11 protein-coding genes are annotated in these 12,617 nt (G+C 70.4%); 4 read left to right on the plus strand and 7 right to left on the minus strand.

Going from position 1 to position 12,617, the window contains the following annotated elements:
- Positions 1-22: 22 nt before the first annotated feature.
- Both KME79_RS13100 and KME79_RS13105 read right to left on the minus strand, forming a co-directional pair.
- Positions 23-1,474 (minus strand): serine/threonine-protein kinase, encoded by a 1,452-nt coding sequence (locus KME79_RS13100; protein ID WP_219544668.1) that lies wholly within the window; start codon positions 1,472-1,474, stop codon positions 23-25.
- Positions 1,464-2,972: a serine/threonine-protein kinase gene (locus KME79_RS13105; RefSeq protein ID WP_219544669.1), complete on the minus strand. Its 1,509-nt coding sequence runs from the start codon at positions 2,970-2,972 to the stop codon at positions 1,464-1,466. The genes KME79_RS13100 and KME79_RS13105 overlap by 11 nt, the downstream gene beginning before the upstream one ends.
- 85 nt (positions 2,973-3,057) lie before the next feature.
- On the opposite strand from KME79_RS13105, the gene KME79_RS13110 reads away from it, so the two are divergent.
- A complete protein-coding gene (locus KME79_RS13110; RefSeq protein ID WP_148032804.1) occupies positions 3,058-4,782 on the plus strand; it encodes a DEDD exonuclease domain-containing protein in 1,725 nt (574 codons plus the stop codon).
- 17 nt (positions 4,783-4,799) lie between these two features.
- Complete coding sequence (locus KME79_RS13115; RefSeq protein ID WP_148032805.1) at positions 4,800-5,087, plus strand: Lrp/AsnC family transcriptional regulator; 288 nt, start codon at positions 4,800-4,802, stop codon at positions 5,085-5,087.
- Between the two features lie 270 nt (positions 5,088-5,357).
- On the opposite strand, the gene qcrB is transcribed toward KME79_RS13115, so the two are convergent.
- Genes qcrB through ctaE form a run of 4 tightly spaced genes read right to left on the minus strand, consistent with a single transcriptional unit; the run spans position 5,358 to position 9,602 of the window.
- Positions 5,358-7,010, minus strand: coding sequence for a cytochrome bc1 complex cytochrome b subunit (gene qcrB, locus KME79_RS13120; protein ID WP_148032806.1), 1,653 nt, complete (start codon positions 7,008-7,010; stop codon positions 5,358-5,360).
- The gene (gene qcrA / locus KME79_RS13125; protein ID WP_148032807.1) at positions 7,007-8,128 is read right to left on the minus strand and encodes a cytochrome bc1 complex Rieske iron-sulfur subunit; all 1,122 of its coding nucleotides are present in this window, start codon (positions 8,126-8,128) and stop codon (positions 7,007-7,009) included. Before qcrA ends, qcrB begins: the two co-directional genes overlap by 4 nt.
- The gene (gene qcrC, locus KME79_RS13130; protein ID WP_148032808.1) at positions 8,125-8,934 is read right to left on the minus strand and encodes a cytochrome bc1 complex diheme cytochrome c subunit; all 810 of its coding nucleotides are present in this window, start codon (positions 8,932-8,934) and stop codon (positions 8,125-8,127) included. Before qcrC ends, qcrA begins: the two co-directional genes overlap by 4 nt.
- A 14-nt stretch (positions 8,935-8,948) precedes the next feature.
- On the minus strand, positions 8,949-9,602 hold the full coding sequence (gene ctaE, locus KME79_RS13135) for an aa3-type cytochrome oxidase subunit III (protein WP_281429370.1): 654 nt from the start codon (positions 9,600-9,602) through the stop codon (positions 8,949-8,951).
- Between the two features lie 193 nt (positions 9,603-9,795).
- On the opposite strand from ctaE, the gene KME79_RS13140 reads away from it, so the two are divergent.
- Complete coding sequence (locus KME79_RS13140; protein ID WP_372452427.1) at positions 9,796-10,209, plus strand: response regulator; 414 nt, start codon at positions 9,796-9,798, stop codon at positions 10,207-10,209.
- Positions 10,210-10,218: 9 nt separating this feature from the next.
- Positions 10,219-11,262 (plus strand): anthranilate phosphoribosyltransferase, encoded by a 1,044-nt coding sequence (gene trpD / locus KME79_RS13145; RefSeq protein ID WP_219544671.1) that lies wholly within the window; start codon positions 10,219-10,221, stop codon positions 11,260-11,262.
- A gap of 33 nt (positions 11,263-11,295) precedes the next feature.
- Here the strand turns inward: trpD and KME79_RS13150 are convergent, their stop codons facing one another.
- Positions 11,296-12,468, minus strand: a complete 1,173-nt coding sequence (locus KME79_RS13150; RefSeq protein ID WP_246639775.1) for a L,D-transpeptidase — start codon at positions 12,466-12,468, stop codon at positions 11,296-11,298.
- Positions 12,469-12,617: the final 149 nt, after the last annotated feature.

Genomic DNA, 12,617 nt, shown 5'->3' on the forward strand with positions numbered 1-12,617 from the left:
GTTGCAAGCCACTTGAACGACCTCATCCTCGCAACGCACCCGAGACCATCCCGGCGGCGTCGACGGCGGTCTTCTCGTCGGCGGGATCGTCGATGCCGACGTCCGTCCGGTGCCAGACCACCTCGGCTATCAGGTTGCTGTCGCGCAGCAGCACGGCGGTGTCGGCCCGGCCGGAGCCGGGCGAGTTGATGTAGCGCTCGAAGCGGGACTGCACGAACGCGGCCTCGCCCGTACCGGGCACGTCGCGCACCTCGCCGACCCGCTCGCGGAACACCGAGCCCTCGGCGGCCCGCCTGCTGGCGCGCTCCATGTCGAACCGGCGGGCAGCCACCTCGGGGGCGCCGCGCGAGCCGTCGGGCCGCTCGATCCAGACGCGCACGGTCACCCTGCGCGTGACCAGGGAGCCCTGCTGCAGACGCCACTGGCACTCGCCCTCGCGGGTCTTCTCCGCCCCCGTCGCGCCTCCCACCACCTGCTCGGCCTGGGCGGCGGTGAGCAGGCGGCACGGGTCGGGCGCGGCCGCGTAACGGCCCGGCTCGCCCCGGTTGAGCACAGTCCACCCGTACCAGCCCGCGGTGCCGAGCAGTGCGACGGCGGCGAGCAGCACCGGCACCAGCCACCAGGCACGGCGCCGGCCCGCGGACGGCGCGGGGGCACGGCCCGGCGAGACGGCGTGCTCCAGCGCCTGACGGACCTGCCCGGCGGTGGGGCGCGCGGCAGGGTCCTTGGCGAGCATCGCCATCAGCAGCCCGCCGAGCTCGCGACCCGCCCTGGCAGGGAACGGGGGGTCGTGCAGCAGCACGGCGGCGGCCATCGCGGCCGGGTTGGGCCGCGCGAAGGGCGGCCGCCCCTCCACAGCGGTGTAGAGGCTCGCGCCGAGGGACCACAGGTCGGAGGCGGGGCCGGACGGCTGCTCGTTGAGCCGCTCCGGCGCCATGTAGCCGGGCGACCCGGCGCTGCCGTAGCGGTCGCCCTTGGCGCCCATGGTGACGGCGATCCCGAAGTCGGTGAGCATGGCCGAGCCGTCGGCGTCGAGGAGGATGTTGGCCGGCTTGACGTCCTGGTGGACCATGCCGTACGAGTGGGCGACCTGCAGCGCCGACAGCACGCTCAGGCCGATGCGGGCCACGCTCGGCGGCGGCAGCGGACCGAAGTCCTTGATCGCCTGGTCGAGTGAGCGGCCGGTGACCAGGTCCATGATGATCCAGGGCTGGTCGGCCTCCAGCACCACGTCGTGGATCACGACGATGGCCGGGTCGCGCAGCCGCCCGGCGGCCCGCGCCTCGTAGATCGCCCGGTCGGCGAACTCGGCCCGCTGCGCCGGGGTCAGCCGGGGCGGGATCCGCACCTGCTTGACCGCGACCTCGCGGTTGAGCGTCTCGTCGCGGGCCCGCCACACCGTGCCGGCGCCGCCCTCGCCGAGCCGCTCCACGAGCCGGTAGCGGCCGGCCAGCAGGTAGGCGTCAACCGGCATGGCGCAACGCCCGCTCGGTCGCCTGCGCGGCCTTGACCGCCGCCTGCTTGATGTCCTCGTCGCCGAGCCGCTCGGACAGCGCCGTGTAGCCGACGAAGACCACCAGGTTGGACAGGCGGTAGTGGACGATGGCGGTGTGGATGCGGCCGGTGCCGCCCTTCAGCTCGAACGCGAACGCCTCCTCGCCGACGCCGGCGATCGTCCGCACGGGGGTGCGGGTCACCGGGACGCTGGCCTTGGTCCCGATCTCGGGCCACGTCCAGTCGAGCTTGTCGTGGGTGTCCCACCAGCGCCGCTGGTTGGCGAAGAGGGTGCGGGCCGTCTCGGGGGTCATCGCCCACGGGTCCCGGGTGTCGGAGTCCTTCTGCACCTGGAGCTCCACCCCGCTGCCCTGGATCGGCCACTGACAGCGGGGGCCGACCTCGTCGGAGCCGGGCGTCGCCTTGGGCGGCTGCTGGGTGCGCAGGAAGAGGCCGACCTCCTCCTCGCCGAGCAGCGAGCACACGTCCATCGGCGCGGTGAACGCCTCGGGGACACCGCCCGAGGCCCGGTCGCGCATCAGCAGGACGGTGGTCGTGGCGGCGGCGACCACCACCGCCGCGACCGCGGCGACGGCCACCCACAGCAGCGGCCTGCCGCGTTTCCTGACCCGCACGGGCGTCGTGGCCTCGTGGTGGGCGGGCAGCTGCGCCTGCTGACCGGCCGCGACCTGGCGTAACGCCTGGATCAGCTGCGGCGCGGGCGGGCGGGCGGCCGGATGGGGCGCCATCATGGCGGCGATCACCGGGCCGAGCGGGCCGGGAGCGTGCGGCACCGGCCGGGTGAGCGTCGCCCGGATGCGCTCGGCCGCCGTGCCGCCGTAGGCGGGGGCGCCGGTCACCGCGGTGAACAGGGTCGCGCCGAGCGACCACACGTCGCTGGCGGGGCCGCCCGGGTCGCCCTCCAGCCGCTCGGGCGCGATGAAGCCCGGGGAGCCGATCATCAGGCCCTGCTCGGTGAGCGTCGCCTGGCCCTCCTGGCGGGCGATGCCGAAGTCGGTGAGCACCACCCTGCCGCTGTCGGTCAGGAACACGTTGCCGGGCTTGACGTCGCGGTGCTGGAGGCCGCGGGCGTGGGCCGCGGACAGCGCGTCGAGCATCTCGACGCCGATCCTGGCGGCGTACTCCTGCGGCATGGGGCCGTGCTCGCGCACCGCGTCGCCCAGGGTGCGGCCGCGCAGCAGCTCCATGACCAGCCACGGGCGGTCGTGCTCGACGACCACGTCGTGCAGCGCCACGATGCCGGGGTGACGGAGCTGGGCCGTGGCCTGCGCCTCGCGCGCGGCCCTGGCGATCAGCTCGGCGCGCTCCTGCGGGGGCAGCCCTTCGGGCAGCGTCAGCTCCTTGACGGCCACCTCGCGGTCGAGCATCTCGTCCCTGGCCAGCCAGACCCGGCCCATGCCGCCGCTGCCGAGCGGCCGCAGCAGGAGGTAACGGCGGGCGAGTCGTTCCTGGGACACAAGGGGAAGCGTAACGAAGGAACAGGCCGAATAGTTATTCGTTCGGCTCCGCAACTGTCGGTGGCCCTCTCTATGGTCTTGGTTCGTGGATCCCGTTCAAGGCACTCTCGACGAGCTCGGCACCCCGCTGAGCGAAGTCACTTTCGTGGTGTTCGACCTCGAGACCACCGGCGGTTCACCGGCCGAGCACAAGATCACCGAGATCGGCGCGGTGAAGGTCCGGGCGGGTGAGGTGCTGGGCGAGTTCTCCACCCTGGTCGATCCCGGTGGCCCGATCCCGCCGTTCATCTCGGTGCTGACGGGCATCACCGACGCGATGGTCATGGCGGCGCCGCGCGTGGAGGCCGTGCTGCCGAGCTTCCTGGAGTTCATCAGAGGGGCCACGCTCGTCGCCCACAACGCGGGCTTCGACACCCGCTTCCTCAAGGCCGCCTGCGCCGCCCACGGCTATCCCCCGCCGGCCAACCCGGTCGTCGACACGGTCGACCTGGCCCGGCGCGTGCTGACCCGTGACGAGACGCCCAACGCCAAGCTGTCCACGCTGGCCCGCTTCTTCCGCGCCTCGACGGAGCCGTGCCACCGCGCGCTCCACGACGCCAGGGCCACCGTCGACGTGCTCCACGGGCTCATCGAGCGGGCCGGCTCCTTCCAGGTCCACACGCTGGAGGAGCTCAAGTCGTTCGTCCGCGCCCCCACGCCCGAGCAGCAGAGCAAGCGCCACCTCGCCGAGTCGGTGCCGCACGCGCCCGGCGTCTACTTCTTCGAGGACGAGCGCGGCGAGATCCTCTACATCGGCAAGAGCACCAACCTGCGCAACCGGGTGCGCTCCTATTTCACCGCCAGCGAGACCAGGCCCCGCATCCGCGAGATGATCGGCATCGCCGATCGGGTCCGCCACGTCGTGTGCGCGACGGCGCTGGAGGCCGAGGTGCGCGAGCTGCGCCTGATCGGCGGCGCCAAGCCGCGCTACAACCGCAGGTCCCGGTTCCCCGAGAAGGTCTTCTGGCTCAAGCTCACCCAGGAGCCGTTCCCGCGGCTGTCGATCGTGCGCGAGGTCAAGGACGACGACGCCGCCTACCTCGGCCCCTTCTCCAGCACGCGTCTGGCCGACGACGCCCGCACCGCGCTGCACGAAGCGGTGCCGCTGCGCCAGTGCACACAGCCGATCAGCCTGCGCACCCTCCGCTCGGCCTGCGTCCTGCACGACATGGGCCGCTGCGGCGCCCCCTGCGAGGGCAAGCAGAGCCAGGCTGACTACCTGGCCCACGCCGAGGCGGCGCGGCGGGCGATGACGCTCGACGCCTCCCCCGTCTTCTCCGCCGTCTCGGCCCGGATGGAGCGGCTGTCGGTCGAGCAGCGCTACGAGGAGGCGTCCGTCGACCGCGACCGGCTGGCCGCGTTCGTCCGCACCGCCGCCCGCATGCAGCGGCTCTCCGCCGTCACCCGCATCCCCCACCTGGTGGCGGCCAGCCCCGCCTTCGACGGCGGATGGGACATCCACGTCATCCGCTACGGCCGCCTCGCCGCGGCCGGCGTGATGCCGCGCGGCGCCCACCCCACCCCGTTCGTCGAGTCGCTCACCGCCACGGCCGAGGCCGTCATCCCCGGCCCTGGGCCGGTCCACGCGGCCAGCGCCGAGGAGACCGAGTGCATCCTGCGATGGCTGGAGTCACCCGGGGTGCGGCTGGTCGAGGTCGACGGCGAGTGGAGCCTGCCGGCCCACGGCGCCGCCCGCCACAAGGCCCGCATCGACCTGGCCTATCAGGGGATCGACCGCGTCCGCCACCGCGAAGGGCGGCCTCTGCGGTGATTCGATACAGTAGTTCCATGGTCACGGCTATCGTTCACATCAACGCCGAGGTCGACCGCATCCCGGAGGTCGCCGAGACGATCGCCGAGATCGACGGCGTCAGCGAGGTCTACTCCATCACCGGCGCCTACGACCTGCTGGCCATGGTCCGCGTGGCCGAGTACGAGCAGGTCGCCGAGGTGATCCCCGGCCGCATCAACAAGGTGCCCGGCGTGCTCAACACCGAGACCCACATAGCCTTCCGCGCCTACTCCAAGCACGACCTGGACGCCGCCTTCTCCATCGGCTTCCCCGACGCCGACTGACCACCTCCCAGCCCCGGCCTCCGCTTCCCGCAGGGGCGGGACTCCTATCGGGCTGTCAACGAGAAACAGCGGTCCACGACTACCGCTCAGACGGCCCAGCAGGCGCGCGTAACGGCGCCCGGCCCCGTGCGGGATCAGCGGCCGTATTCCTGGAGGCCCCCGGCCGCGTGCGGCGGGTAGGCCTTCCTCGGCCGTGCCGTAAAAGAAAAGAACCCCCGCCGGAAAAGGCAAAGGGGCCCGGGCGAACCGCCCGAGCCCCTCGCGAATGAGCTATCGCGTCAGCGTATGGTCCTCCTCGCCGGGACCGACCGCGGCGCGCTCTTCCTCCTCGTGGCCGTGGCCGTCGACGAGGGGGATCTTCTCCCCGCCGTAGGCCTTGGACATGCGGGCACGGAGCTTGCCGATCGGCCCGCGCATGCCCTTGTGCGGGATGCCGGACGGGTCCTCGGCCATCGGCAGCATGGCCACCGGCTCCTTGCCCCGCACGTGGGCCTCGATGTCCTCCGCCGGAGGCGTGTGGATCTCGATGAACTCACCGTGCGGCAGCCGCTTGATGACACCCGACTCCACGCCGTGCGAGACGACCTCGGCGTCCGAACGCTGAAGGCCCAGGCAGATCCGGTAGGTGATGATGTACGCCAGCACCGGGGCGGCGAACACCAGCACGCGGCCGGCGTACGTGGTCCAGTTCAGGTTGATGTGGAAGAACGCCGAGATCTCGTCGTTCGCGCCGAGCAGCCAGAGCACCCCGTAGAACGAGATGCCGGCCATGCCGATCGAGGTGCGGTGCGGGTTGTTGCGCGGGCGCTCCGCCATGTGGTGCTCGCGGTGGTCGCCCGTGATCCAGCGTTCCAGGAACGGATAGAGCGCCAGACCCGTCATGACGAGCCCCAGTGGCAACAACGCCGGGATGATCACACTCAGTGGCAGTGTGCCGGCATGGGCCGTGCCGAACATGTTGATCTCCCACGCCGGCATGATGCGCAGGGATCCTTCGAGGAAGCCCATGTACCAGTCTGGCTGGGACCCGGCCGAGATGTCGGCGGGCGTGTAGGGACCGTAGATCCAGATCGGGTTGATCTGGGCGAAGGTCGACAGCCCTGCCACCACGGCGAGCGTGAACAGGAAGTAGGCGCCCGCCTTGGCCATGAACGCCGGGTAGAACGGCGCGCCCACCACGTTCGTGTTGGCCCGCCCCTTGCCCGGCATCTGGGTGTGCTTCTGCACCCACATGAGCACCAGGTGGGCCGAGATCAGCGCCAGCAGGATGCCCGGGATGAGCAGGATGTGCAGCGCGTAGAACCGGGAGATGAGATCCGTGCCCGGGTACTCCCCGCCGAACAGGAAGAACGAGACGTACGTGCCGACCAGCGGCAGCGAGATCGCCACGCCCTGGGTGATGCGCGCGCCCGCGCCGGAGAGCAGGTCGTCCGGCAGCGAGTAACCGGTGAGGCCCTCGGCCAGGGCCAGGGTCAGCAGCAGGATGCCGATGATCCAGTTGATCTCACGCGGCTTGCGGTAGGCGCCGGTGAAGAACACCCGGAGCATGTGGACCATCATGCCCGCGATGAACAGCAGGGCCGCCCAGTGGTGCATCTGCCGCATGAGCAGACCTCCGCGGACGTCGAAGCTGATCTCCAGCGACGACGCGTAGGCCGCGGACATCCCCACGCCCTGCAGAGGCGCGTAGGAGCCGTCGTAGAGGACGTGCTCCATGCTCGGCTTGAACCAGAACGTCAGGAACGTACCGGTCAGCAGCAGGATGATGAACGAGTAGAGCGCGATCTCACCCAGCAGGAAGGACCAGTGGTCGGGGAAGACCTTGCGCAGGTTGCGCTTGAGGAAGTTGGCTCCGCCGAGGCGCTCGTCGAGCCAGTTGGACGGTCCGCCGACCGCCTTGGGCACGGTTGTCAGCTCGCTCATGCCTGGCCTCCCTTGGCCCTGGCCTCCGCCTCGGCGTCGCCGCGCTCCCAGTAGCTGGGGCCGACCGGCACCGGGAAGTCACCGGCCGCGACGAGGAAGCCCTCGTTGTCGACGGTGATCGGCAGCTGCGGCAGCGGCCGGGCCGCCGGACCGAAGATGACCTTGGCGCCGTCGGCGGCGTCGAACGTCGACTGGTGACACGGGCACAGGATGTGGTGGGTCGTCTGCTCGTACAGGGCCGCGGGGCAGCCGACGTGCGTGCAGATCTTCGAATAGGCCACGATGCCGTCGTGCGTCCAGTTCTTGTTGACGCCCGACTTCAGCTCCTCGGGCCGGAACTTGATCAAGATCAGCGTGGCCTTGGCGAGCACGTTCAGGTCGTGCTCGTAGCCTTCGGGGACGATGGACAGGATGCCACCGGGCGAGTTGAAGTCGGCCGCCCTGATCGGCTGGCCGGTGCCCTCGACGATGAGGCGTCGCGGCTGGCCCTCCACGGTCTTCTCGCCCCAGACGGTGTGGCGCAGCAGCTTGTTGAAGCTGGTGGCCTTCATCTTGGTGTTGTCGAGGTCGCGCAGCAGGATCAGGGGGATCAGGCCGAGCGGCGCGGCCGCCAGCAGCAGCGTGCGGCGCATCATCTTGCGCTTGACGAAGCCGCTCTCGTTGGCGCCCTCGACGAAGGTGTCGGCCACGACCTCGCGGTCGTCCTCGCCGGAGACCATCAGGTGGCGCTCCTGGACCAGGGCGTACTTCGGCATGATCTGGCGGACCCAGACGACGATGCCGACGGCCAGGCCCAGCACCGCCACGGTGAGGGAGCTGCCGAGAGCCAGGTTGGAGACTCCGGTCGCCTCGGGGCTGCCCACCTGGAACACCACGTAGGAGACGAGGAACGCGACGCCTCCCAGGAAGGCGAGCAGGAAGCAGAGGGCGACGAGCTTCTCGGCCCCGCTCGCCCTCTTCTCGTCCTGCAGCGTGATGCCGGGGGTCTCGCCCCCGGCGTCGCCGGCGTCGCGCGCCTCCGCCTCGCCGAGCATCGGGGTGCCCGGCGGCGGGGTGCCGATCACGCGCTTGGGGACGCGCTCGTCCGGCTGCTCGATCTCGTGCTCGTTGTCAGTCATGACTTCTGTCGCTTCTTCGCGGTGATCCAGATTGCGGCGAGGACGAGGGCAAGGATGCCCACGACCCAGGCTACGAGGCCTTCGGTTACCGGGCCAATCCGACCCAGGGCAAAACCTCCGGGGTCGGTCTGCTCCCGCACCTGGACGATGTAGGCGATCATGTTGCGCTTCTCTTCGGGCGTGATGGTCGTGTCGTTGAAGACCGGCATCGCCTGCGGGCCGGTGACCATCGCCTCATAGATCTGGGTGGGAGAAGACTCGTTCAGGTTGGGGGCGTACTTGCCCCGCGTCAGGGCGCCGCCGGCGCCCGCCCAGTTGTGGCACTGGATGCAGTTGGCGCGGAAGAGCTCACCGCCCTTGGCGGCGTCGCCCAGCGCCGGGTCCACCTGGTCGCCGGACGGCACGGTGGGACCGCCGCCGAGCGACTGCACGTACGCCGCGATGTCGCTGATGCTGTCGCTGTCGACCCACTCGGGCAGCGGCTTGCGCGGCACCTGGGCACCCGGGTTGGACGCGGGCATCCGTCCGGTGCTCATCTGGAAGTCGACAGAGGCGGCGCCGACGCCGATGAGCGTGGGGCCCGTCGACGTGCCCTCGGCGTTGAGCCCGTGGCAGCTGGCGCAGTGAGCCTGGAAGAGGCTCTTGCCGTTCGCCACGTCGTCCACCTTGCCCGACGCGAGCGCCGCGTCAGCGGGCTTGCTCACCTGCACAAAGGTGGCATATGCCGTCCCGACCAGCGCCAACGCCAGAATCAGGACGGCATATCTCGCGAGGGGATGCCGCCGCCACGCGGTGATCCTAGTCACAGAGGTCCCGTTCCTTACTGAATGATGTAGATGGTCGCGAAAAGACCAATCCAGACGACGTCGACGAAGTGCCAGTAGTAGGACACGACGATGGCGCTGGTTGCCTGCTCATGCGTGAAGCGCTTCGCGGCGTACGTACGTCCCAGCACGAACAGGAACGCGATCAGGCCACCGGTCACGTGCAGGCCGTGGAAGCCCGTCGTGAGGTAGAACACCGACGTGTAGGGGTTGGCGGACAAGGTCGCGCCCTCGCTCGCCAGCTCCATGTACTCGTACAGCTGGCCGGCGATGAACACCGACCCCATCAGGAAGCTGACGAGATACCAGAACCTGAGCTTGCTGACTTGCCCCTTTTCCGCGGCCCACACGCCGAGCTGGCACGTCACACTGGACAGAACCAGGATGGTCGTGTTGACCGTCGCGAACGGGATGTTCAGGTGAGCCAGGCCCTCGGCCGAGGCGCCCGCCGGGATGTAGGCGGGTGCCCAGTCGATGCCTTGGCCCACGCTCACCGACCGGATGGTGAAGTACATCGCGAACAGCGCCGCGAAGAACATGAGCTCAGAGGACAGCCAGACGATCGTACCCACGCTGACCAGGTTGGGTCTGCGGTACGGCTGACCTGTCGTCGTCGAAGTAATTGCGGATGCTGTCGCCACGGGCAGCATTATTGCGGCTCTGGTGGTCGGTCCGGCGCACGCCCCCCCGTTAGCGGGAACAATCAGGCGTCTAACCTGGGATAATTGGGACATATCGCCCGCCAGGGGCGCCAACCTGGGTCCGCACGCCGTGCCAACGGTACGATCCCAGATGACCCTACCGCTACGACCGATAGTGAGCGCGACCGTGAGCACCGACACGATGAGCACCGACACGATGAAGGTCCTCGTCTACAGCGACGACGCCGCCACCCGGCAGGCGGTAAGGCAGGCGATCGGCCGGCGGCCGGCGATGGACGTGCCCTTCGTGGAGGTCGTGGAGTGCGCCACCGAGCCCAAGGTGCACCAGTGGCTCGGCTCCGGCGAGATCGACGTGGCCGTGCTCGACGGCGAGACCCAGCCCGCGGGCGGCATGGGCATCAGCCGCCAGGCCAAGGACGAGGTCTACGACTGCCCGCCCATCTGCCTCATCATCGCCCGGCGCGACGACCGCTGGCTGGCCGACTGGTCCAGGGCCGACGCCGTCGTGTCCCAGCCCCTGGAGCCCATGGTGCTGGCCGACACCGTCGCCGACCTCATGCGCCGTCGCTCCTCCACCCGACTCAACGCCAAGTAGGTGCCTGACGTGGACTCGCGGACGACCTGGCCGGCCATCCTTTCCGCGCTCCTGTCCGGGGAGCACCTCACGGCCGACGAGACGGCCTGGGCGATGCGGGAGATCATGTCCGGCACCGCCACACCCGCCCAGATCTCCGCCTTCGTGGTCGCGCTGCGCGCCAAGGGCGAGACCGTGGCCGAGGTGACCGGCCTGGCCCGGACGATGCTCGACCTCGCCACGCCGCTGCACGTCGAGGGCCCGGTCGTGGACGTCGTCGGCACCGGCGGCGACCGCGCCCACACCGTGAACGTGTCCACCATGGCCGCCATCGTGGCCGCCGCCGCGGGCGCCCGCGTCGTCAAGCACGGCAACCGCGCCGCCTCCTCCTCGTGCGGCGCCGCCGACGTGCTGGAGCACCTCGGCATCCGGCTCGACCTGACCCCCGAGCAGACCGCCCGGGTGGCGACCGAGGCCGGCATCGCCTTCTGCTTCGCGCCGGTCTACCACCCCGCGCTGCGCTTCGCCGGGCCGACCCGCAAGGAGATCGGCGTCCCCACCGTCTTCAACTTCCTCGGCCCGCTCACCAACCCGGCCCGCCCGGCCGCCCAGGCCATCGGCGTCTACGACCCGCGCATGCTCCCGGTGCTGGCCGGGGTCTTCGCCGAGCGGGGCGTCTCCGCGCTGGTCTTCCGCGGCGACGACGGGCTCGACGAGCTGACCATCGCCACCACCTCCACGGTGTGGATGGTCGCCGACGGCAGCGCCACGCAGACCACCTTCGACCCGGCGGTGCTCGGCATCCCGCGCGCCGAGGCGGGCGCCCTGCGCGGCGGCGACGTGGCCTTCAACGCCCAGGCGGTGCACGACCTGCTCGGCGGCAAGACCGGGCCGGTGCGCGACGCCGTCCTGCTGAACGCCGCCGCCGCCCTGGTCGCGCTCGACGGCCCCGGCGACGACCTCGACTCGGCCATGATCGACGCCTACGCCCGCGCCACCCAGGCCGTCGACTCCGGCCGCGCCTCGGCCACCCTCGACGGCTGGATCAAGACCAGCGCTTCCGTCTCCTCCTGACCGCGGCCCCGCCGCGGTCAGGCCCGTACGAGGTCAGGAGAACGGCAGGGTGGGCCCGTCCTTGATGGAGCTCCACCTGAGCCACTGCTTCCAGTTCTCCTGCCAGTGCCCCCACCCGTTCGTCGGCTCCAGCGGGCGCGGGGAGCCCGTGATGATGATGGGATCGCCGATCAGGGTGTTCTTGATGAACCAGGCCGCGTTGTCCGGGCTGACGTTCACGCAGCCGTGACTGACGTTGGCGTACCCCTGGGAGCCCACCGACCAGGGGGCGCTGTGCACGTACTCGCCGCTGTTGGAGATGCGCACCGTGTTGTACACGGTCATCTGGTAGTAGCCGGCCTGGCCGGGGCCGATGCCGGGCGAGGTCATGATGGTGACCGGTTCGCGGGACATGGCCAGGTGAATGCCTGAGGTGGTGTGATATTTCATCACACCGCCCTTGCCGGCGCTCATCGGCATCTCGCGGATCTTCTTGCCGTTCCGCCGCACGACCAGCACGTGCTCGTCGACGCTGCCCTTGGTGATCTGCGAGCGGCCGATCTTGAAGTCGATCGCCAGGTCGCGCTTGCCGAACATGCCCTTGCCGCCTTGCACGCCCGCCAGGTTGGCCTCGACGCGCACGTCGGTGTGGGCGGGCCAGTACTCGCGCGGCCGGAAGTCGACCCGCTTGTCGTCGAACCAGTGCCAGGCCCCCTCGACGGGCTTGGAGGTACGGACGAGCAGGTTGCGCTCGACGGCGACCCGGTCGGCGATCGGCTGGTCGAAGGCGATCATGATGGGCATGCCGACGCCGACGGTCAGGCCGGTGGTGTTCTTGCTGGGCGAGATGCTCTCGATGTCGAAGGACGTGGCCGCCTTGACGGTGGAGAACGTGCTGCTCTTCTCGGTCTGCTTGCCGTCGCTGTTGGCGGCGACCGAGCGGATCGTGTAGGTGGTGCCGGGGCGGGCGGTGGCGGTGCTGCGCCAGCGGGTCCCGTCGGCGCTCAGCACGCCCGGCAGGGCACCGTCCTCGCTGCGTACGGTGACGCTCCTGAGCGTGCCTCCATGGGCCGCCACGACGACCGTCTGGTCCGTCGGCACATTGGCCGCCCGGTCGGCCGGTTGGATCGCCACAGTGGCGTCAGGCGCCGCCTTGCGCTCCTCGTCGGCGGCGATGCTCGCCGAGCACGCCGTCAGCAGCACGGCCATGCCCAGGCCCAGGCTCATCGATCGACCCGCTACGCGCCCCATCAGCACTCCCCCCGTCCGAGTCGAGCAGATTCATCTCTGTTATTACCCTCGGTGATCGTTTGGCCACATCCGCAGTCCAGTAAAGAACACCAAAAAGCGGGCGTCCCCTCTGAAGAAGGACGCCC

Source organism: Nonomuraea harbinensis (genome assembly GCF_019396385.1).
Classification (GTDB): domain Bacteria; phylum Actinomycetota; class Actinomycetes; order Streptosporangiales; family Streptosporangiaceae; genus Nonomuraea; species Nonomuraea ferruginea.